Origin of the sequence: Streptomyces asoensis (assembly GCF_016860545.1) — a bacterium.
Classification (GTDB): Bacteria; Actinomycetota; Actinomycetes; order Streptomycetales; family Streptomycetaceae; genus Streptomyces; species Streptomyces asoensis.
In genome coordinates this window covers 1,428,496-1,450,150 of sequence record NZ_BNEB01000003.1, presented here as the reverse complement: position 1 = coordinate 1,450,150, position 21,655 = coordinate 1,428,496, and the positions used below count along the sequence as shown (strand labels likewise).

Genomic DNA, 21,655 nt, shown 5'->3' with positions numbered 1-21,655 from the left:
AGCACCGTAACCGCTGCTGCTGCAAAGGGGGGCCTCAGGACCGCAAACGTCCCCCTACGGGGCCTTCGTCGGGCCGCCCGGCCGGGGACCCGCGGCGTACGGGCCGCGCGGGCCGCACCGCGAAGACCGTGGTGTCGTCGGCGAGTCGGCCCCGGCAGTGCCGCAGCGTGCCGTCCCGGACGAAGGCCACCAACCGGTCCGGTTCCGCGGTCAGGGGGTCGCGGGCGAGGGCCGCCGCCACCTCCCGGGCCAGGGGGTAGAACTCCCCGGCGCCGTCGCGTGCCTCGGTCACGCCGTCGGTGACGAGCAGCAGTGTCTCGCCGGGGTCCACGGCCACCCGCAGCACCGGCGGCAGTCCGTCCCGGGCGACGAGTTCACCGAGGCCGAGGGGGAGCCCCTCGCCGTGCGGCAGGACCCGGACGCCCCGCGGCCCGCCGACCGCGAGACCGGGCTCGTGCCCGAACCCGACGATCTCGACCACCCCTTCGGCCACTTCCTCCACGACCTCCACCCCCACCGGGCCCCCGCCCGCGTCCACCTCGTCCGCGCATCCGCCCACCACGCCCACCCCGTCCGTCCTTCCCACCCCGGCGCCTGCCCCGGCGTCCGCCCCCGTTCCGCGGCCGGGGAACCCGATCAGGACGGCCGTGGCGAAGCGGTCGCCGTCCGAGCGGCCGAGGGCCTTCGTGTGCGCGCGGTGGCGTCGCATCCGGGTCTCCAGCCGGCCGGCGACGGTCGCCAGGTCCGCCTCGTGGTACGCGGCCTCGCGGAAGGTGCCGAGGAGCGCGGCCGCCGCCTCCACCGCGCCCAGCCCCTTGCCCTGGACGTCACCGAGCAGGACCCGCGTGCCGTGCGGGCCGGGCTGGATGTCGTAGAAGTCGCCGCCCATCCGCGCGTCGGCGTCGGCGGCGAGGTAGACCGCCGCGTGGTCGAGGCCGCCCCAGCGCGGCGGCAGCGGCCGCAGCACCGTGCGCCGGGTCGTCTCGGCGATGTGCATCATGTGCACCATCCGCCGCTCGCCGCGCACCCGCACCGCCGCGGCGAGCACGGACAGCGCACCGCCGACCAGCACCAGCACGAAGTCGGAGGCGCCCTCCCGGTACTCGGACGGCCAGGCCGCGTCGCTCATGGCGTAGGTGACCAGCGCGAGCGCCGCGAACAGGGCCGTCGTCCACACCCCGCACAGCGCGGAGGCGATGGCGGCGACGAACACGCACCAGGAGACGATCCGGAACTCGCCGGTGCTGTTGAAGTCGGCGTAGGTGATGGCGACGAGCACCACGAGCGGCACCAGCCAGGTGACGCTGCGGCCCCGGATCTGGAGCAGCTGGTGCCGTTGCAGGACGTCCCGGCGCCGGGCCCGCGGATGGCGGTCGAGCAGACCGTGGGGGCCGGACTCCATGGTGTCAGCGAAACACGCGGGTGCCCGGCCCGCATCCGCGGACCCGGTGCGGCCGACTTGCCACCGCCTCCGCCCAGGTGTGCCCTGGAAGGCGGGGGCGAGGAGAGAGGAGTGCTCTCATGGCTCACGCGGCACCCACCACCGGCGGTATGCGGACGACGGCCGTCCGCACCCGTGCACCCGACATCTTCAGCGCGCGGACGCACCGCATCGCGCAGTGGACGACGGCCGTGGTCCTGGGGCTCGTCTACGGCTACTGGACGGCGGCCAACAACCGCTCCGGCGGCCCGGTCACCGGCTGGAACCTGCTGCTCGGCTTCGTGAGCGCGATCGTGTTCGCGGCGCTGTACCTCGGCATCCACGCCATGGCGCCGCGGATGCGGCGCGAGCTGCACGCCGTGCTGTGGGCGGCGTTCGCCGGCTGCGCGTTCGGCTTCATGTACAGCCAGACCGACGCCTCCGTGCTGCGGTCGATCGGCATGTCGCTGATCGTCGCGGGAGGCTTCTTCGTCGCGCTGTTCTACCGCTACTACACGCACGAGGACGCGGCTGGACACCGTATCCGCTGACCCCGCCCCACCGACCCGCACACGGGCCCCGGCGTTGTGCGCCGGGGCCCGTGTCTTCCCTCATCCCTCCACTCACCGGCCGACCGGGACCCACTCCCAGTCGCCCGACGAGGTATCTGACGCCGTGCCGACGGTGAAGCTCCAGGAGCCCGAGAAGCTGAACGTCCCGGAGACCGTGACACCGGACGGACTGTCGGGGAACGGGTCGTCCCAGTTGGTCCAGTCACCGTTCTTCCACCGCGGGCACGGGTCGGCGCAGTCGGGCACCCGTGCGCCGCCGGTGTCCACCAGAGCCGCGCTCGCCCAGCCCTGGGCGTCGAAGAGCCAGTACCAGTCCGGGTTGCCGTCGACGCTCTGACCCTTCACCCTGCACTGCACACGGTCGTGGCTGCCGGGCGCGAGCGCGGCGACCACCGGTGAGTGGGTGGTGGGTTCCTGTCGCACGTTCAGTTCGGTGCGGGAGACGACGGTGCCGCGGACGGAACCGTCCCCGTCGCCGCGGCCGGCCGGCCGGGCTTGCGCCGTGGTTCCCAGCGAGGCGACGGCGAGGGTGCCACCGGCGAGCAGGGCCACGGCCGGAGTCCGCAGAGCCACAGTGGTGCGCATGATCGACCTCCTTCTCCCCAGAACCAGGTAACACCCGTTCGGGTGAACCCTCCACCGGAAGGCGTCCCCGTCGGGCGGACCGCGCACCACCACGGCGCCCGCTCCGGCGCCACCCGTACGGCCGTCATGGGCTGGCGGGCACCGCCGCGGACCCGTTGCCTGGAGAGGTGTCCCGAAGCCTGCGGACCGCCCTGTCGGCCGTCCTCGTCGCGCTGTCCTGCCTGCTGGTGCCGTTCGGCGCGCTGGCGGCCTGGGCGGCGTACGGCCTCACCGACACCCGCGCCTACGTGACGACGATGGCGCCGCTCGCCTCCGACCCCGCCGTGCGGGACGCCGTCGCCGACACGGTGGGTGACGGGGTGGCACGTGAGGCCGGGCTGAACCCGCTGTTCCTGCGCGACGCGGTCCGTTCCTTCACCGCGACCCGCGCCTACCGCACGGCGTGGAACGCGGGCAACGAAGCCGCCCACACCGCCGTGATGCGCGCCCTGCACGACGACAGCGCGAGCCGCGACTCCTCTGCGGTGACCGTGGACCTCGCGACCGTGACCAGCCCGCTGAGACAGCAACTCGTCGCCGACAACGTGCCGTTCGCCGATCGCGTGCCGGTGGAGCACACGCGTGTCGCGCTTCTCCCGCCAGGTGAACTGGCCCCACTCCGGAAGGGCTACCACGTGCTCGACGTAGCCGGTTTCTGGCTGCCGCTGGCGGCCGTCCTGTTCGCGGTGACCGGTATCGCCGTGGCGGCCCGCCGCCGCCGGGCGGTCACGGCGACGGCCCTCGGCACGGCGCTGGGCGGCGCGTTGCTGGGGCTCGCGGTGGCGATCGCCCGCCGTATGGTCCTCTCCGACCTTCCCGAGGCGGCCCACCGCCCGGCGGCGGGCGCCGTCTACGACGCGCTCACCGCGACCCTGCGCACGGCCTCCTGGCTGCTGCTCGTGCTGGGTCTGACGGTGGCGGCGGCGACCTGGCTCACCCGGCCGCACTCCCCGGCGGTCCGGCTGCTGCGACGTCGGCGAGTGTGCGCAGCGCCCGTGCCAGCTCCGCCTCAGGAGGCGACGCGAGTCCGAGCCTGACCGCGTCCGGGGTGCGGTGCGGGTCGACCGCGAAGGCGGTCCCCGGGGTCACGGCGATGCCGTGCGCGGCGGCGGCGGCGGTGAAGGTGTCCGCCCGCCAGGGCGAGGGCAGTTCCCACCAGGCGAAGCAGCCCGCCGGATCGGACCGCACGGCACTCCCGGTGCCCCCGGCGAGCTGGCGGGTGAGGTGTTCGGCGAGGAGCGCCTGCCGCCGGGCGGCGTCCGCCCGCTTCGCGTCGACGAGCCGCCGCACCACCCCCTCGCCCTCGAACCGCACGGCCGCCTCCACCGCGAACCGTCCCGCGCTCCACCCCCCGGACCGCACCGCGGACCCCACGGCCCGCGCCCGGTCCGGCGGTACGGCGAGAAGGCCGACGGTCAGCCCCGGCGCGACCCGCTTGGAGAGACCGTCGACGACATGGGTGAGTCCGGGCGCGTGGGCGGCGAACGCGGGGGCGCCGGGGCGCAGGAAGGACCAGACGCGGTCCTCGACGACGGGCAGTCCCGACGCCTCGACCAGCCGGCCCAGTTCGCTCCGCCGCCGCTCGTCCATGGTCGTGGACGTCGGGTTGTGGAGCGTCGGCTGAAGGTAGAGGGCGGAGAGCGGAGCGGAGCGGTGCGCGGCTTCGAGGGCGTCCGGGCGCACGCCCCCGGCGTCGCAGGCGAGCGGCACGAGCACCGCTCCCAGCCGTCCGGCGATCTCCTTGACCAGGGGATACGTCAGTTCCTCGACTCCGACCCGGCCGCCCGGGCGGACCAGGGAGGCCAGGGCTGCCGCGATGGCCTGCCGGGCGTTGCCGGTGAACAGGACCTGTGCGGGGTCGGGCCGCCAGCCGGGCACGGCGAGGAGCCGGGCCGCGCTCTCCCGGGCGGCCGCGGTTCCGTCGGCCGCACCCGGACGCATGGCCTCCGTCAGCACGTCGGTGCGCAGCAGCGGCCCGAGGGAGGCGGCGACGAGCTCCGGCTGCCCGGCGGCCGAGGGGTAGGTGAGTTCGAGGTTGACGGGCGCGGAGGTGGCCGCCTCGACGAGGGCCCGCCCCTGTCCGACGACGGGCGCGGCACGCACGAAGGTGCCCCGGCCCACCTCGCCCACCACCAGGCCGCGGCGCACGAGTTCGCCGTACACCCGCCCGGCCGTGGACGGCGCGATGCGGTGCCGCCGCGCGAACCGGCGCTGCGGGGGCAGCTGCTGGCCGGGGCGGAGCCGCCCGGAGGCGATGTCACCGGCGATGCGGTCGGCGATGAGCCGGAAGTCGGCCATGGGTCGCGAGTTCCTCTCCTCGGCTGCCGGGACCGGGATTGCACCGAGGGCAAAGATCTTATTGCACCGAGCAGCCGGCCCCGCCTACGGTCGGTCCCATGGCACCCTTCCTCGCATACGAGGACAAAGGCGCGGATACGCCCCCGGCGCTCCCCCTGGTCCTCGTCCACGGCCACCCCTTCGACCGCACCATGTGGGCCCCGCAGACCGAGGCGTTCTCCGCCACCCGCCGGGTGATCGCCCCCGACCTGCGCGGCTACGGCCGGTCCCCGGTGGTCCCCGGCGTCACACCGCTCTCCCGCTTCGCCCTGGACATCGCCGCCCTCCTGGACGAACTGGGCGTGGACCGCTTCGTGTTGGCCGGGCTGTCGATGGGCGGCCAGATCGCGATGGAGCTCTGCCGGCAGTTCCCCGGCCGCGTCCGGGGTCTGGTCCTCGCCGACACCTTCGCCGCCCCTGAGACCGCGGCCGGCCGGCTGGCCCGCAACGAGATGGCCGACCGGCTGCTCGCCGAGGGCATGCGGGGCTACGCCGACGAGGTCCTGGAGAAGATGGTCGCCCCGTACGCGGACCCCGCGGTGAAGGCCCACGTCCACCGCATGATGACCTCGGCGCCTCCCGAGGGCGCGGCGGCCGCCCTGCGCGGCCGCGCCGAACGCCCCGACTACCGCCCCCTGCTGACCCGCGTCACCGTGCCCGCGCTGGTCGTGGTCGGCGAGGACGACGAGTACACCCCGGTGGCGGACGCGCGGGCGATGCACGCGGCGCTGCCGCACGGCGAACTCCGTGTCGTCGAGGGCGCGGCCCACCTGCCGAACCTGGAACGACCGGACGACTTCAACAAGGCGCTCGAGGAGTTCCTGACCCGGACGGACACCTGACCGGCTCCCACGAGGCACGGCCCGGGGCAGGCGGGGGCGGGGGCGGCCGACAGGTGGGGGGCGGGGGCAACAGGTGGGGGGCGGGGGCGGCCGGCCGGGCCGGCGCGAGGGGGTGCCCATAATGAACGCATGTCCCGCGAGTTCCCCATCGGCCTCACACCTCCCGACTGGCTGGTCCGGAACCTCCGCTCCCAGCCGTCCGCCGTGAACCGGCCCGCGGTCGCGCGCGCGGCGCTCGCCATGTCGCTGCCGCTGGTGATCGGACTCGCCGCCGGACAGCCCGCCTACGGCGCGCTCGCCGCCATGGGCGCCCTGTCCGGCGTCATCGGCGACACCGCCGACGCCTACCGCATGCGGATCATGAACATCGCGATCCCGCAGCTGTTCGGCGCGGTGGGCGTCACCCTGGGCTCCGCCGTGTACGGGCACGGCTGGCTCGCCGTGGCCACCGTCACCGGTGTGGCACTGGTCTCCGGGATGATCTCCACCATCGGGGCCGTGGCCTCGGTGTCCGGACTGCTGCTCCTGCTCAACTCCGTGGTGGGCGCCGGGCTGGCGATGCCGGGCCGGTGGTGGCTGGCGCCGCTGCTGATGACCGGCGGCGGGCTCCTCGTGCTCCTGCTCGCGCTGCTGGCCTGGCCGCTGCGCTCCGGAGTACCGGAACGCACGGCGGTCGCCGCCACCTACCGCACGGTCGCCGATCTGCTGGCCGCCTGCGGCAGCCGGGTGCCCGGCGCGTACGAGGACGCCCGCCACACCGTCACCCAGTCCCTGAACCAGTCCTACGACCTGGTCCTCGCCCGCCGCACGGGACACCACGGCCGCAACGCCGAACTGACCCGACTGGTCGCCGAGTTGAACGCGATCACCCCGGTCGTGGAAGCGGCCCCCGCGGCGCACCTGGCCGGCCGCCCGCTCCCGGCGGAGATCCCGCAGGCCGTGCTGCACCTGGCGCGGGCGGTGGAGACCGGCTTCACCGGACCGCTGGGGCTGCGGCTGCCCGACCCGGGCTCCGAGACCGCGCGCGCCGTCGACCACGCCCTGCGGCACGCCGCCGAGGTGGTCGCCGCCCCCGACCTCGACCCCCGCGGCCTCGACGACCGGCTCGGCCGCCCCGCCCTCCTGCGGGTCCGTGCCGCCCGCGCCACCCGTGACGTCGCGCTCTCCGCCGCGTCCTGGCGCTACGGCCTGCGGCTGGCCCTGTGCGTCGGACTCGCCCAGGTGCTGGTCTCGACCGTCCCGGTGCCCCGTTCCTACTGGGTGGCCCTGACCATCACCTTCGTCATGAAGCCCGACTTCGGCTCGGTGTTCTCGCGGGCCCTCCTGCGGGCCCTCGGCACGGTGGCCGGGCTGGTCGTCGCGGCGGCGGTGCTGTCCCAGGTGGCGCGCTGGGACACCGTCCCGGGGCCGGGGGGATGGTGGGAGGTCCTGGCGATGCTGCTGCTCGCCCCGCTGATCCCGGCCCTGACCCCCCGCGGTTACGGCTACCAGACGGCGGCGATCACCCCGGTGATCCTGCTGCTGTCGGACATGCTCAACCACCAGGGCACGGCGCTGCTGCTGCCCCGTCTGGTGGACTCGCTGATCGGCTGCGGCATCGCGCTCGTGGCGGGCTACCTGCTGTGGCCGGAGAGCTGGCACACCAGGGTCGGCGACCGGCTGGCGGACGCCGTCGCCGACACCGCCCGCTACGTCGACTCGGCCTTCGGCCCCGAGGCCGACACCGCCGGACGGGCCCGGATGCGCCGCCGTCTCTACCGGGACCTGTCCGTCATCCGTACGGAGTTCCAGCGCGCCCTGACCGAGCCGCCGCCCACCGGACGCCGCGCCGCCGCCTGGTGGCCGCTGGTCGTCGCGGTGGAACGGCTCGTGGACGCCACGACGGCGGCCCGCGTCCGCGTGCGGCACGGCGCCGGACCGCCGTCGGCGGCGGAGATCGGCCAGGTCACGCTGCAACTGCGCGAGCTGGCCGACGGCCTGCGCGACACGGACGTGCTGTACCCGGTCCGCACCGACCTGACCGGCCCGCCCGGCAGCGTTCTGGAACCCCTGCGCCAGGAGGTCGCGGCGGCACGGGCCATAGCCTCACCGCACGCCGCCGGTCAGGACACCCCCGGCGGCGGGCGACGCGGCGGCACGGGCGCCTAGACGCCGATGTCGCGGCCGTCCTTGCGCCACACCGCGACGACCGCCGGGCGGACGATCTTCCCCGGACCGTCCGGCCAGGTGCTCGCCGGCCGGTCCACCGTCGCGCCGTCGACCTCGCCCGGGTGCTGCACGGCGACGAGCACCCGCCGGTCCTGGATGACCGGGCCGCAGGTCTCCGCCCCGGTCGGCACCGTCAGGAACTGCTTCAGCTCACCGCGCCGCGAGCCGCGCGTGGCGACGCCGAAGAGGCCGTCGTGCGAGCCGAGCTGGCTGCCGTCGGTGGAGATCCACAGGTTGCCGTGCGGATCGAAGGCCACGTTGTCCGGGCAGGAGATCGGGCTGACGTCGTCCTTCGGGAAGCCCGCGAAGTAGGTCGCCGGGTCGTCGGGGTCACCGGCGACCAGGAACAGCGACCAGGCGAACGAGGTGCTCTCGGGACGGCCCCGCCGCTCGGTCAGCTCCAGGATGTGCCCGTGCTTGTTGGCGTTGCGCGGGTTGGCCTCGTCGGCCTTGGCGTTCGCGCCCACCCCGCGGTTGGTGTTGTTGGTGAGGGCGACGTACACCTTGCCGGTGACGGGCGAGGGCTGGATGTCCTCGGGCCGGTCCATCTTCGTCGCGCCGGCCTTGTCACCGGCGAGACGGGTGAAGACGAAGACCTCCTCGGCGCTCATCCCCTCGACGTGCGAGACGGCGCCCTTCGCGGTGGCCGTCGCGAGCGGGATCCACTCGCCGCTGCCGTCGAACTCGCCGTCGGCGGGCAGCTTGCCGGTGCCGTCGATCTCGATGGCGGGGGAGTCGCCGGTGAGCCGGGCGACGTAGAGCGTGCCCTCGTCGAGCAGCGACAGGTTGTGCTCGCGCACCGCCCGGCCCGACCCCTTCTTCATCCGCTTGCTGCCGACGAACTTGTAGAAGTAGTCGAAGCGCTCGTCGTCACCGGAGTAGACGACCGGACGCCCGTCGTCGGTCAGCCGCACGGTCGCGGCCTCGTGCTTGAACCGGCCGAGGGCGGTGTGCTTGCGGGGCGTGGAGGCCGGGTCGTACGGGTCGAGCTCGACGACGTACCCGAAGCGGTGCACCTCGTTCGGCTCCCGGGCGACGTCGAACCGCTCGTCGAACCGCTCCCACTTGCGTTCGGTGGCCCCGGTCCCGATCCCGTACCGCTTGTCCGTGGCCCGGCCGCCATGGGCGAAGTACTGGTTGAAGTTCTCCTCGCCGTGCAGCGTGGTGCCCCACGGCGTGGTGCCGCCGGAGCAGTTGTTCAGCGTGCCGAGGACCTTCGTGCCGGTCGGGTCTGCGGAGGTCTTCAGCAGGGCGGACCCGGCGGCGGGCCCGGTGAGCCGGAACTCGGTGGTGGCGGTGACCCGCCGGTTGAGGTGGTGCCGGGGCACGGCGGTCAGCTTGCCCGTCCGCCGGTCCTCCTCCACGACGACGACACCCAGCCCGTGCGCCGCCCAGGCCACCTCGACCTGCTGCCGGGTCGGGTTCGCGGGGTCGTAGCCGCGGAACATGAGCACTTCGTCGGTGTACTCGTGGTTGGCGACGAGCAGCTGCCGGTCGCACTCGCCGGGCAGCGGCAGCAGCGCGAGGAAGTCGTTGTTGTAGCCGAACTGCCCGGCCTGGGCGGCGGCGGTCTGCTTCTCCGGGTCGAAGGCCGGGGCGCCCCGCAGGATCGGCTCGCCCCAGCGGATGACGACGTTCTGCGCGTAGCCGTCCGGGACGGTGACCGCGTCGGCGGTGTTCGGCGCGACGGAGCTGTACCGCAGTCCGCGGGCTGCCGTGGCCGCGGGCTTCCCGCCCGGTTTCCCGGCGGACTTCCCGGACGTCCCGGCCGACGCGGCCGCGGCGGGCGCGGTCCCCGCCCCGAGGCTCCCCGCGGTGGCGGCCGCGACGGACACCACCGCGGCGGCGCGCACCATAGCGCGGCGGCCGATCGCCCCCGCGATGATCTCACCGGCGTACGGGTTTCCACTGGTGTTCGGCACCTCGTGGAAGCAGGCGTCGCCACACCGGAAACGACAGGTCATGGCGGAGCGTCCGCCGGCGTGGGACCGGGCCGGCGTTCCGATCAACGGCAGAAGCTTGCGCACCTTTAATCTCCCCTTGCATTCCCTTGACGTGCTCGTGACGTTAGGGGCACGTATGTGCGGACGCGCTGCCGCGGGATGAACGGAGAGTGAAGCCGCGGCTGCCACAAGGGTGTTGGACTTGCACGGAGGGGGTGCCGAGGCGGTATTGACACACCTGGGTTCCTTACACTCACCCCTGCCCAAGATCGCCATCCGGGGCCGCTAACCTTACGTGTCCGTCCTGGCCAGGGATTGACGGGCTTCAACTCACGCGAAGGGTTGCGCACATGGGCATTCTCACTCTCCTGCGGAACGCGTTCGGACGGTCACGCAAAGAGCGGGCCGCCGAGGCAGAGGGTGCGGAACAGGTTCCTTCGCAGGAACAGACCGCTTCCGAGGAGCGGGATCAGCAGGCGGTCGTGACCGACCGTACGCCGTCGACGGCGGCCCCCGCTCCCGAACCGACGGTTCCGTCCCCTTCCCCGGAACCCACCCCGCGGCCCACCGCCACGGCCCAGGTCCCGGACCCCCGTCCGTCCGCCGAGGACGAGCACGACCTCGTCACCGCGGCCTTCGACAACGTCACGGTCCCCAAACCGGCCCAGTCCACCGAGGACACGCCCGCCCGGCCGACCCCGCAAGCGGCCAAGGCCCAGGAGGCCCAGGCCGCCGAGGCAACAGCAGCCACGGAGCCGACAACAGAAGCCGCGGAAGCAGCCAAAACCGCACAAACCACGGAGGCCACCGAGCCGACGGAGCCTGCGGAGACCGCTGAGGCTACGGAGCCCACCGAGCCGACGGAGGCTGCGGAGACCCCGGAAGCCATCGAGCCGACGGAGGCTGCGGAGGTTACGGAGACCCCCGAGGCCGCCGAGCCGGCAGAGGCTGCGAAGACCCCGGAGGCAACCGAGTCGGCGGAGCCTGCGGAGACCGCGGAAGCCCCGGAAGCCCCGGAGGCCTCTGAGGCTGCGGAGGCCTCCGAGCCGACGGAGACCCCGGAGGCAACCGAGTCGGCGGAGGTCGTGGAGGAGGCCGCGGAGACCGCTGTGGAGCCTGCGGCCGAGGAGCCGAAGAACGAGCCGGTGGCGGAGGAGTCCACCCCGGCACCGGCCGACGAGCCCGAGACCGCCACGCCGGCGGAGCCGCAGGCACCGGCACCGGCCGACGAGCCCGACACCACCCCCGAGCCGGCGGAGCCGCAGGCAGCGGCACCGGCCGACGAGCCCGAGGCCACCCCCGAGCCGGCGGAGCCGCAGGCGGAGCCGGTCGCCGCGGACGCACCCGCGGCCGCCGACGGCGAGGACGCCCCGCAGGGGCCACCGGCAGCCGACGACGAGACCCGCACGGGTGGTGCGGGTAGGAACAACCCGGCCGACGGCGAAGCCGAGGCCGACATCCGGCCCCCGGCCGAGCCCGAGACCGCCACACCGGCGGAGCCAGTCGCCGACGGCGAAGCCGAGGCCGACATCCGGCCCCCCGCCGAGCCCGAGACCGCCACACCGGCGGAGCCCGAGACCACCCCGGAACAGACGGAGCTGCCCCCCGGCCTCGCCACCGCGTACGCCGCCGCCGAGGCCGCCCTTGAGGCAACCCACCTCACCGGCACCCGAGCGAAGCTCTACCTCGTGCTGGACCGCTCCGCGAGCATGCGCCCGTACTACAAGGACGGCTCCGCCCAGGCCCTCGCCGAGCAGAGCCTCGCCCTCGCGGCCCACCTCGACCCCGAGGCCAAGGTCCACGTCGTCTTCTTCTCCACGGAGCTGGACGGCACCGGCGAGCTGACCCTCACGGACCACGAGAACAAGATCGACGAGCTGCACGCGGGCCTCGGCCGCATGGGCCGTACCAGCTACCACGCGGCGGTCGAGGCCGTCGTCGGCCACCACCGCAAGGAAGCCGCCGAGGGCACCCCCGCCCTGGTGGTCTTCCAGACGGACGGCGCCCCGGACGCGAAGACCCCGGCCACCCAGTCCCTCACCGACGCCGCGAAGAACCACCCCGACGTGTTCTTCTCCTTCGTCGCGTTCGGCGAGCACGACAACAAGGCGTTCGACTACCTCCGCAAGCTGAAGACCCCCAACACGTCCTTCTTCCACGCGGGCCCGACCCCGCTGGAGCTGACGGACACCGAGCTCTACGAGGGCGTCCTCGCCACCTGGCGCCCGTAGCCTCCACCGCGCCCACCGGGGGGTGGCCGGAGCGGACCGCCGTCCGCCCCGTCCACCCCCCGAAACGCGGGTGAGGGGATCTTCGCGGGGCCAGTAGGATTTCGGGCATGGCGGCCACTGGAACCGAGAAGCAGGGTGGCAAGGCGTTCTACGTCTCCACCCCCATCTACTACGTCAACGACGCTCCTCACCTGGGCCACGCCTATACGACCGTCGCAGGCGACGTGCTCACCCGCTGGCACCGCCAGCGCGGTGAGAAGGTGTGGTACCTCACCGGCACGGACGAGCACGGTCAGAAGATCATGCGTACCGCGGAGGCGAACGGCGTCAGCCCGCAGCAGTGGGCCGACAAGCTCGTCGACGAGGCCTGGCGCCCCCTCTGGGAGCACCTGGAGATCGCGAACGACGACTTCATCCGCACCACGCAGCAGCGGCACACCGACCGCGTCCAGGAGTTCGTGCAGGACCTGTACGACAAGGGCGAGATCTACAAGGGCGGCTACGAGGGCCCGTACTGCGTGGGCTGCGAGGAGTACAAGCTCCCGGGCGAGCTGCTCGACGGAGAGGGAGACTTCGCCGGCCAGAAGCTGTGCCCGATCCACAAGAAGCCCGTGGAGATCCTCAGCGAGGAGAACTACTTCTTCAAGCTGAGCGAGTACGGCGACAAGCTCCTCGCGCTCTACGAGGCGAACCCGGGCTTCATCCAGCCCGAGTCCGCGCGCAACGAGGTCGTGAACTTCGTCCGCCAGGGCCTCCAGGACCTCTCGATCTCCCGCTCCACCTTCGACTGGGGCATCCCGATCCCGTGGGACCAGAAGCACGTGATCTACGTGTGGGTCGACGCGCTGCTGAACTACGCCACCGCGGTCGGTTACAACGAGAACCAGGAGAAGTTCGAGGCCACCTTCCCGGCCGACGTCCACCTGGTCGGCAAGGACATCCTCCGCTTCCACGCGGTGATCTGGCCCGCGATGCTGATGGCGCAGGGCCTCCCGCTGCCCGGGAAGATCGCCGCGAACGGCTGGCTGATGGTCGGCGGCGAGAAGATGTCGAAGTCGAACCTGACCGGCATCAAGCCGCAGGACCTGACCTCGCACTTCGGCGTGGACGCGTACCGCTGGTACTTCCTGCGGGCCATCGCCTTCGGCCAGGACGGCTCGTTCTCGTGGGAGGACTTCTCCGCCCGCTACACCAGCGAGCTGGCGAACGACTACGGCAACCTCGCCTCCCGCGTGGCCGCCATGGTCGGCAAGTACTTCGACGGCGTCCTGCCCGGGGCCACCGCCGACGGCGACGCCGAGAAGGCGCTGCACGACGGTCTGGCGAAGGCGGTCGCGGTCGCCGACCGCAAGATCGGCGAGGAGCTGGACTTCCAGGGCGGCATCCTGGCCGTGTTCGACTTCGTCAAGCAGGTCAACGGCTACATCACGGAGCAGGAGCCGTGGAAGGTCGCCAAGGACGACTCGGCCGAGGGCCGGGCCCGTCTCGCGACCATCCTCTACACGGCGGCCGAGTCGCTGCGCGCCGTGGCCGTCCTGCTGAACCCGGTCATGCCGGACACCTCGCAGAAGCTGTGGGACTCGCTGGGCGCGGAGGCCGCCCTCGGCGCGCTCGCGGACCAGCGGGTCCAGGACGCCGGCACCTGGGGGATCCTCCCGGCCGGCACGACGGTGACCAAGGGTGCCGTCCTCTTCCCGCGCCTGGAGGAGAAGCCGGCCGCGTAGCCGCACGGCGACCGGCCACGGGTCCGGGAAACGAGGAGTTTCCCGGACCCCGGCCGCGGGACGCGCGGGGAAGAGCCGTAGAGGTTCCCCCGGCTCGGGCATGTTCCCGCCAAGCCGTATGGTTTCCGCCATGGCAGTCCCCAACGTCATCCCGATCGCGTACGAGCCGAGGCACCGCACCGATTCCATCGGACGGTACGCGGACGGCCAGTTCCTCGCGTCGGTCACGTACGCCTTCCCCGAAGGGTTCCGTCTCGACGACGGCTGGGAAGAGCACAAACGCCTCTACACCGTGCTGCACACCTTCGACGCGGACGGCAACCACCGCGACTCGGACATCTGGTGTGCCGGCACCTGGGCCGAGCAGCAGCGCGACCCGCACGGCGACGACTCGGTGCTCACCCGGGCCCGCGTCCGTCTGGCCACGCTCCTGCGCAGCCTGCCCCGCCGCTCCTACACGGACATCGCCGTGCGCCCCTTCCGGATCACCTACGAGGGCGTGCTGTTCGGCCTGGTGATCCGCGAGGACAAGGACGAGGACGGCGAACCGGAGACCTGGGCGGAGCTCTATCCGGACCGCCTGGCCTTCGCCGAGCCGTGGGACGGCTCCTACGACACCTGACGCCGGACGGCCGACGTACGCAGGCGGCAGGTGAACGCGAGGGCCGGGGGCTCGTGGTCACCCGGCCCTCGCGTGTCCGGGGGTGTTACTTCAGGACGCCCGCGCCCGTGGTGGTCGCCAGGGTCGTCGGCAGGTCCTTGGCCGACGTCTCCAGGCCGGCCGTCAGGGTCGGCGTCCAGTTGACGGTCGTCTTCAGCTTCTTCGACGAGGCCGCGTTGTAGGCGGCGACCACGTCGGTCACCGTGCCGTTGACGAGGTTGCCGGAGCCCTTGACCGAGCCGGTCCCGTCACCGCTGAGGAGCTTGGCGACCTTGCCGCCGGCCGGGACCTTCCAGTAGTTGCCCTCCGCGACGACCTGGGCCTTGGCGCGGGAGTTGATGCTGTACTGCGTCACGTAGCCGTTGAGGGTCGTGACGTCGTAGACGTTGTTGTAGATGTGCACCTGGCCGACACGGGCCAGCGGTGCGCGCTGGACGATGCCCTTCCACACGTTGTGGTGGATCGAGACGCGCAGCTTGCCGGCGGGCTCGCTGTCGCTGCTGCCGATCAGCATCGTCTTGTCGTGGTTGGTGAACTGGTTGCGCGAGACGGTCACCAGGTCCGAGCTCTTGGTGATGTCCAGGGCGCCGTCGTGGATCTGGTACTCGCGGCCGTAGTACTTCGGGTTGGCGCTGTCCAGGTGGGGCGCGTCGGTGAACGTGTTGTGATCGGCCCAGACGTGGGTCGCGCCGCGCAGGGTGACGGAGTCGTAGTTGGAGTTCCAGTTGCCGTCGTCGCCGTCGGTCGGGTCCCACTGCGGGAAGCAGTCCTCGGTGGCGGAGAAGGCCAGGTTGCGGACGATGACGTTGTCCACGTTCTGGATCTGGAGCATGCCGCCGGATATCCCGGCCGAGGTGCCCGGCACCCCGACGACGGTCGTGTTGGCCGGCACCTTGAAGACGATGTTCTTCGCCTGCTTGGTCTGGGCGGCGGCGCGGGCCTTCTCCTGCGTCCCGGACGGCAGCTTGGAGGTGCCGTAGGAGGACGGGTCGTACGCCTTCAGGTAGGCGGAGAGCGAGTAGCCCGTCCCGGACGCGTAGTCGGCGCAGGTCAGCTTCTTGCCCGCGTCGCTCGTGTTGGCGTCGATCGTTCCCTTGACCTTGATGATCCGCGGGGTGGTGTCGGTCGCCGAACCGAGCGCCTTCACGAGTTCCGCGCGGGTGGAGACGGTGAAGGTGTGCGCGGCGTCGGCCTTGGTGCCACCGGTGGTGCCCGTGCCGGAGGAGGCCCAGCCGTCCTTGGCGGCGAGCGTCTGGTGGTACAGGTCGACGGTCCCGGCGTTCGCGTTCATCACGACGACACCGGCGCCGACACCCGCGGCCACGGCGGCGGCGGTGACGACGAGCAGGCGGCGCGAGCGAAGGGACCGGCGGTGGGAGGGAGCAGCCACGGGGGATCCTTACGGGGAGGAGCGGACTTACGTCCTGTCAGTGGTCGCCGCCGCCCGAAGAGTTGCCGCTCGGCGCGAAGTTTTTCCGCCGCCGCCCCGCGCGTGCCCCGCGCACCCCGTCCCGCCTGGTACGACTACCCGGTGGACCTTCTCGAACCGCACCTCCGTCTCCTCGCCGAGGTCTTCGCCGCGACCGCCGCCGACGCCCCCTGGGCGCTGGCCGGAGGCCTGGCCCTGGAGGCGCACGGACTGCTGCGGCGCCCGCACGCGAACGTGGACCTGGCGACCGAGAGCGCGGAGCCGATGCCCGTGCTCGCCGGGGCGGTCGGCGCCGCGCTCACCGCCCGGGGCGGGTTCGAGCCGTCGGTGGAGGACACGGACCCGCTCTCGGCGCACCTCCTGGTGCTCGACCGCGCCACGGACACCGTCCTGCGGCTGGCCCTGCACAAGGAGACCTTCTGGAGCCCGCCCGTCACGACCCCGTACGGGCCGGCGCTCTGCCTCCCGGACGCGGTGGGCACGAAGGTCCGGGCGCTCTACGACCGCGGCCTGGCCGTCGACCTGATCGACGCGAGGGCGGCCTCGGCCCGCTTCACCCATCCGGACCTGGAGGAACTGGGCCGCCGCCACGCCCGCGACGACTTCGACCTGCCCGCCCTCCAGGCCCGTCTGACGGGCACGGACCACTACCCGGACTCCGCGTTCACCTGGTACGGCGTGGCCGAGGACCAGCTCACGGACCTGCGTGCGTGGGCCCAGAGCTGGTCGACGGACATCGCGGAACGCCTGCTGGAGGACGGGGCGTCACCGGACGAGTGAGCCGATCAGCTCGACGACGCCGACGCCTCGGCAGACGCCGTCGTGGACGCGCCCGGCTGGACGGCGTCGTCGGTGCCCTCGTGGGTGGCGTCCGGTTCCACGGCCATGGTGATCGAGCCGACCACCCCCCGGGCGATGTTCTTCTGGTCGTACTTCAGCTTGAGCAGGCCGCCCTGGACGCCGCTCTGGTCGTAGATCGTGTCCTCGGTGAGGGTGGTCCGCTCGGTGGTGCTCGTGGAGTACGGCTCCACCTCGGCCGACGCGAGCACGGACTCCTCGTCGAAGAAGAACTGGCCGGTGTGGCAGGTGTTGCCGCCCTCGTACCCGGCGTCCGTCCACTCGCCGTTGACGTGCACCTTGGTGTGGATGTGGACGGTGCGGCCGCGGTACCAGCCCGGGAAGACCGTCTTGAAGGTCACCCGTCCCTGCCGGTCGGTCCGCCACGTGCCCCGCAGATAGCGCTCGTCGTCCGTGGGCTCCTCGTGACCACCGCCGCCACCGCCGCCGGACGGCGGCTCTCCGGTCGGGGCGCCGGTCGGCACGTCGGTCGGCGTGCCGGTCGGAGTGCCGGACGGCGCGTCCGTCGGCGCGCCGCCCCCGTCGCCGGTGGAGAGGCTCTCGTAGCCGGAGTAGATGCCGAGGGCGTCGCAGTGCCAGATGTCGACGGCCGCGTTCACCACCGGCTTGCAGGTCTCGGAGTCGATCACCTTGAGGGCGAGGGTGAGCGGGATGCCCTCCTTGTCCTCGGTGATGTCCCGGCGGAGCTTGTCCGCGTCGATGTAGTACGGGCCCTCGGTGGTCTCCGAGGTGAGCCGGTAGCAGGCCTCGCCTGCGCCGGCCGAGGCGGACGCCGCGGGCTTGGTCCCGCCCTTCTCGCCGGCGAAGGCACCTGCGGCGAGCGCGCCCGCCGTCCCGACGGCGACGGCCGCGCCCGCACCGGCGACGACCACCTTCCGGCGGGTCAGATCGCGCTTGTGCCGGGGGCCCTGCGGGCCTTCGTCGGCGGCGGCTGTGTTCGCTGTGTTCCCTGAGTTTCCCGTCATGGCCGCGAAGCTAGGAGGCGGGCCTGTCAGGGGCGTGGGACTGACCTGTGGAATTCCAACGGCAGGTAAAGAACAGGACCCGGGGCAAGGGCGGAGACCGGTGCGGGGACGGGCGGAAAGGCGGGCCCAGGCGCGGGCGCGGGCGCAGACACGGGCACGGGCGCAGGGGCCGACGCAGACGCGGGCTCAGGAGCGGGCGCAGGGGCCGACGCAGACGCGGGCTCAGGAGCGGGCGCGGGCGCAGGGGCAGACGCGGGGGCAAGGGCGGGCTCCGTGCCCAGTGCCGTGCGGGCCGACCGCAGCTGGTCCAGTCCCTCCCTCGCCATCCGCGTGGCCTCCTCGTACTCCGCCGCCGTGCGGGCGGTGGCCAGCCGGGCGCGGGCCGCGCGATGGCACTCCGCGGCGCGGGTCAGTGCCCGTCCCACGGACTCGTCCGCGCCGGCCCAGGCCCGCGTGTCCGGCGGGACCAGACCTCCGCCCAGCCGTATCAGCCAGTGGTTGGCCTCCGCCTCCGCGTCCAGCCCGGCCCGGACGGGCGGGCGCCGGACGCGCGCCGCACGCCGCTGGGCCACCACCCCGGCCACCGCCGCGGCGATCAGCAGCACCGACAGCGTGATCATGAACTCCGTGGATCCCATGGCGTCGTTTCCTCCCTCGCCCCGCCGGCACATGCCGGCGTACAGCCCATGAGACGACGCGCCGCTGTGCTCCCCCCACGGGCTTCCTGTGCGGCTCCGGTGAGGTGCCGGGCGGCCACGCGACGGGCCACACCCCCGGGAGAACGCAGGCCGGGGGCGTGGCCCGGAGAGATCCGCCGGTCCCTCCCGCGGCGGGCGGATGTGCCGCCTAGGCCGAGCCCGACGCCGACGCGGACGCCGACGCGCCCGGCTGGGGCGGTGCGCTCTGGCCGTCCTGCGTGGCCTCCGGATCGACGCCCACCGTGATCGACCCGTGGACGCCCCTGGCGATGTCCCGCTTGTCGTAGCGCAGTCGCAGCAGGCCGCCCGCGGTGCCGCTCTGGTCGTAGATCGTGTCCTCGGTGAGAGTCGTGCGCTCCGTGGTGTTGCTCGCGTACGGCTCCACCACCGCGGAGGCCAGCACGGACTCCTCGTCGAAGAAGAACTGGCCGGTGTGGCAGGTGTGGCCGCCCTCGTACCCGGCGTCGGTCCACTCGCCGTCCACGTGCACCTTGACGTGCATGTGCACGCACCGGCCCCGGTACCAGCCCGGGAAGACCGTCCTGAAGGTGACCTGCCCGTGCCGGTCGGTCCGCCAGGTGCCGCGCAGGTAGCGGCTGTCGTCCGTGGGTTCCTGGTGGCCGCCGCCCGGCGGCGGGCCGGTGGGCGCGCCGGTCGGGGGTTCACCGGTCGGCGGCTCGCCCGTCGGGGCGGGGCCACCCCCTCCGCCGCCGTTGCCCTGGTTCTCGTAGCCCGAGTACACGCCCGCCGCGTCGCAGTGCCAGATGTCGACGGCCGCGTTCCGTACCGGCTTGCAGGTCTCCGAGTCGATCACCTTGAGGCCGAGGAGGAGCGGGATGCCCTCCCGGTCCTCCGTGACGTCCCGCCGGATCTTGTCGGCGTCGATGTAGTAGGGCCCCTCGACCGTCTCGGAGGTCAGGCGGTAGCAGACCTCGCCGTCGGCGCCGGTGCGGGCCGGTCCGCCCTGCTCCCCGCCGGCGCCCGCCGCGAAGGCGGTCCCGCCCAGGCCCGCGGCCGCGATGCCGCCCGCGGCGACGGCCACGACCGTACGGCGTGACAAGTCCTGTTCGCTGTGTGGTTTCTGAGATCCCGTCATGAGGCCGGGACGGTAGGCACCGAACCTGTCAGGAGCATGGGGAAGGGCTGTCATTTTCCCGGGAGAACGGGAGTGGCCCGGAACCGACGTCGGTTCCGGGCCACTCCGTACGGCGTGTTCGCGCCGCCTGCCGGCTACTTCGGCTGCGGCTTGCGCACCGAGAGGTGCAGCTCCCTCAGCCGGGCCTCCTCCAGCTCCGTCGGCGCGCCCATCATCAGGTCCTGGGCGTTGCCGTTGAGCGGGAAGGAGATGGTCTCGCGGATGTTGGGCTCGTCGGCCAGCAGCATGACGATGCGGTCGACGCCCGGCGCGATCCCGCCGTGCGGCGGGGCGCCGAAGCGGAACGCGCGCAGCATGCCCGCGAACTTGTCCTCGACGGTCTCCCGGTCGTAGCCGGCGATCTCGAACGCCTTCAGCATGATCTCGGGCTCGTGGTTGCGGATCGCGCCGGAGGACAGCTCGACGCCGTTGCAGACGATGTCGTACTGCCAGCCCAGGATGTCCAGGGGGTCCTGGGTCTCCAGGGCCTCCAGGCCGCCCTGCGGCATCGAGAACGGGTTGTGCGAGAAGTCGATCGCGCCGGTCTCCTCGTCCTTCTCGTACATCGGGAAGTCGACGATCCAGCAGAAGCGGAAGACGTTCTCCTCGAAGTGTCCGGCGCGCTTGGCGGCCTCGACCCGCACCGCGCCCATGATCTTCGAGACCTCGTCGAACTCGCCCGCGCCGAAGAACACCGCGTGGCCGGCGGCCAGCGACAGGCGCTTGGTCAGCTCGGCGACGTTCTCCTCGGTCAGGAACTTCGCGATCGGGCCGGTCAGCGTCCCTTCCTCGGTCACCCGGACCCAGGCCAGACCCTTCGCTCCCAGCGTCACGGCGAAGTCGCCGAGCTGGTCGAAGAACTTCCGGGGCTGCGCGGCGACGTCCGGCACCGGCAGGGCCCGCACGTGCTTGCCCGCGAAGGCCTTGAACTCCGAGCCCTCGAAGACGTCGGTGATGTCGACGAGCTCGAGCTGCGCGCGCAGGTCCGGCTTGTCGGAGCCGTACTTCAGCATCGACTCGCGGAACGGGATGCGCGGGAACGGGGAGGTGACGTGGCGGCCGCCGCCGAACTCCTCGAACAGCTCCGTCATGAGCTTCTCGATCGGCTGGAAGACGTCCTCCTGCTCGACGAAGCTCATCTCGACGTCGAGCTGGTAGAACTCGCCCGGCGAACGGTCCGCGCGCGCGTCCTCGTCCCGGAAGCAGGGCGCGATCTGGAAGTAGCGGTCGAAGCCCGAGATCATCAGCAGCTGCTTGAACTGCTGCGGGGCCTGCGGCAGGGCGTAGAACCGGCCCGCGTGCAGCCGGGACGGGACGACGAAGTCGCGGGCGCCCTCGGGAGAGGTCGCGGACAGGATCGGCGTCGCCATCTCGTTGAAGCCCAGCGCCGTCATCTTGTGGCGCATCGCCGAGATGACCGACGTGCGCAGCATGATGTTGCGGTGCATGCGCTCACGGCGCAGGTCCAGGAAGCGGTACTCCAGGCGCCGCTCCTCGTTCACCCCGTCCTCGGTGTTGATCGTGAAGGGGAGCGGCTGGGCCGCGCCGAGCAGCTCGACCTCGCCGACCTCGACCTCGATCTCACCGGTCGGCAGATCCGCGTTGACGTTTTCCGCGCCACGCGAGACGACCTTGCCGTCCACGCGGACCGTCGATTCCTTGGTCAGCTTGTCGAGGGCCTCGTACGCGGGGGTGCCCGGACGTGCGACGAGCTGCGTGATGCCGTAGTGGTCGCGCAGATCGATGAAGAGGATGCCGCCCAGGTCGCGCCGATTGTGCAGCCAGCCGCTCAGCCGGACGTCGGTACCGACGTCAGAGGCGCGGAGCTCGCCGCAGGTGTGGGACCTGTACCGATGCATCGTCGTTCATCCAGTCTTCGCGGATCGGGGGGCACGTCTCACAGGAAACAAGGCCCTGTTTCACGTGAAACAACCTCCAGCGTACCGGGCAGCCACTGATCACCTCCCCGCAATACCGGTCCGGCGATCAGTGGCACTTCCGGAGGGCA

General features: G+C 72.7%; 17 protein-coding genes. 9 read left to right on the top strand and 8 right to left on the bottom strand.

The genetic code is table 11. The features are described from left to right. Positions 1-34 precede the first annotated feature (34 nt). Positions 35-1,402, bottom strand: a complete 1,368-nt coding sequence (locus tag Saso_RS19190; protein WP_189923509.1) for a PP2C family protein-serine/threonine phosphatase — start codon at positions 1,400-1,402, stop codon at positions 35-37. 119 nt (positions 1,403-1,521) lie between these two features. Between Saso_RS19190 and Saso_RS19185 the strand changes: the two genes are divergently transcribed. Beyond that, positions 1,522-1,971 (top strand): hypothetical protein, encoded by a 450-nt coding sequence (locus Saso_RS19185; protein WP_189923511.1) that lies wholly within the window; start codon positions 1,522-1,524, stop codon positions 1,969-1,971. A 72-nt stretch (positions 1,972-2,043) separates the two neighbouring features. On the opposite strand, the gene Saso_RS19180 is transcribed toward Saso_RS19185, so the two are convergent. Beyond that, positions 2,044-2,577: an SH3 domain-containing protein gene (locus Saso_RS19180; protein WP_189923513.1), complete on the bottom strand. Its 534-nt coding sequence runs from the start codon at positions 2,575-2,577 to the stop codon at positions 2,044-2,046. A 167-nt stretch (positions 2,578-2,744) separates the two neighbouring features. On the opposite strand from Saso_RS19180, the gene Saso_RS19175 reads away from it, so the two are divergent. Further along, positions 2,745-3,653 (top strand): hypothetical protein, encoded by a 909-nt coding sequence (locus tag Saso_RS19175; RefSeq protein ID WP_189923515.1) that lies wholly within the window; start codon positions 2,745-2,747, stop codon positions 3,651-3,653. Here Saso_RS19175 and Saso_RS19170 read toward each other — a convergent pair. Continuing rightward, on the bottom strand, positions 3,550-4,914 hold the full coding sequence (locus tag Saso_RS19170) for an aminotransferase-like domain-containing protein (RefSeq protein ID WP_189923517.1): 1,365 nt from the start codon (positions 4,912-4,914) through the stop codon (positions 3,550-3,552). The genes Saso_RS19175 and Saso_RS19170 overlap by 104 nt on opposite strands. A gap of 98 nt (positions 4,915-5,012) precedes the next feature. Here Saso_RS19170 and Saso_RS19165 point away from each other — a divergent pair, with 98 nt between their 5' ends. Together Saso_RS19165 and Saso_RS19160 are read left to right on the top strand one after the other, a co-directional pair. Next, on the top strand, positions 5,013-5,795 hold the full coding sequence (locus Saso_RS19165; protein ID WP_189923519.1) for an alpha/beta fold hydrolase: 783 nt from the start codon (positions 5,013-5,015) through the stop codon (positions 5,793-5,795). Between the two features lie 129 nt (positions 5,796-5,924). Further along, a complete protein-coding gene (locus Saso_RS19160) occupies positions 5,925-7,943 on the top strand; it encodes an FUSC family protein (protein WP_189923521.1) in 2,019 nt (672 codons plus the stop codon). On the opposite strand, the gene Saso_RS19155 is transcribed toward Saso_RS19160, so the two are convergent. After that, entirely contained in the window at positions 7,940-10,030 is a 2,091-nt protein-coding gene (locus tag Saso_RS19155; RefSeq protein ID WP_189923522.1) for a PhoX family protein, read from the bottom strand. The genes Saso_RS19160 and Saso_RS19155 overlap by 4 nt on opposite strands. A gap of 266 nt (positions 10,031-10,296) precedes the next feature. Between Saso_RS19155 and Saso_RS19150 the strand changes: the two genes are divergently transcribed. The 3 genes from Saso_RS19150 (at position 10,297) to Saso_RS19140 (ending at position 14,523) form a co-directional block, all read left to right on the top strand. Next, the gene (locus Saso_RS19150; RefSeq protein WP_189923524.1) at positions 10,297-12,177 is read left to right on the top strand and encodes a VWA domain-containing protein; all 1,881 of its coding nucleotides are present in this window, start codon (positions 10,297-10,299) and stop codon (positions 12,175-12,177) included. 107 nt (positions 12,178-12,284) lie between these two features. Continuing rightward, positions 12,285-13,901 (top strand): methionine--tRNA ligase, encoded by a 1,617-nt coding sequence (gene metG / locus Saso_RS19145; RefSeq protein ID WP_189923526.1) that lies wholly within the window; start codon positions 12,285-12,287, stop codon positions 13,899-13,901. 130 nt (positions 13,902-14,031) lie between these two features. Next, a complete protein-coding gene (locus Saso_RS19140) occupies positions 14,032-14,523 on the top strand; it encodes a hypothetical protein (RefSeq protein WP_189923528.1) in 492 nt (163 codons plus the stop codon). 85 nt (positions 14,524-14,608) lie between these two features. On the opposite strand, the gene Saso_RS19135 is transcribed toward Saso_RS19140, so the two are convergent. Further along, positions 14,609-15,952 carry a pectate lyase family protein gene (locus tag Saso_RS19135; protein WP_189923530.1) on the bottom strand — a complete coding sequence of 448 codons (1,344 nt, stop codon included), beginning with the start codon at positions 15,950-15,952 and terminating at the stop codon, positions 14,609-14,611. Positions 15,953-16,093: 141 nt separating this feature from the next. On the opposite strand from Saso_RS19135, the gene Saso_RS19130 reads away from it, so the two are divergent. After that, positions 16,094-16,771: a hypothetical protein gene (locus tag Saso_RS19130; protein WP_189923957.1), complete on the top strand. Its 678-nt coding sequence runs from the start codon at positions 16,094-16,096 to the stop codon at positions 16,769-16,771. A gap of 5 nt (positions 16,772-16,776) precedes the next feature. Here the strand turns inward: Saso_RS19130 and Saso_RS19125 are convergent, their stop codons facing one another. Beyond that, on the bottom strand, positions 16,777-17,814 hold the full coding sequence (locus tag Saso_RS19125) for a dioxygenase family protein (protein ID WP_189923532.1): 1,038 nt from the start codon (positions 17,812-17,814) through the stop codon (positions 16,777-16,779). 273 nt (positions 17,815-18,087) lie between these two features. Between Saso_RS19125 and Saso_RS19120 the strand changes: the two genes are divergently transcribed. Further along, positions 18,088-18,504: a hypothetical protein gene (locus Saso_RS19120; RefSeq protein ID WP_189923534.1), complete on the top strand. Its 417-nt coding sequence runs from the start codon at positions 18,088-18,090 to the stop codon at positions 18,502-18,504. 156 nt (positions 18,505-18,660) lie between these two features. Here Saso_RS19120 and Saso_RS19115 read toward each other — a convergent pair whose 3' ends face one another. Both Saso_RS19115 and aspS read right to left on the bottom strand, forming a co-directional pair. Then, the gene (locus Saso_RS19115) at positions 18,661-19,608 is read right to left on the bottom strand and encodes an intradiol ring-cleavage dioxygenase (protein ID WP_189923536.1); all 948 of its coding nucleotides are present in this window, start codon (positions 19,606-19,608) and stop codon (positions 18,661-18,663) included. A gap of 134 nt (positions 19,609-19,742) precedes the next feature. Continuing rightward, the gene (aspS, locus tag Saso_RS19110) at positions 19,743-21,506 is read right to left on the bottom strand and encodes an aspartate--tRNA ligase (RefSeq protein ID WP_189923539.1); all 1,764 of its coding nucleotides are present in this window, start codon (positions 21,504-21,506) and stop codon (positions 19,743-19,745) included. Between the last annotated feature and the right edge of the window lie 149 nt (positions 21,507-21,655).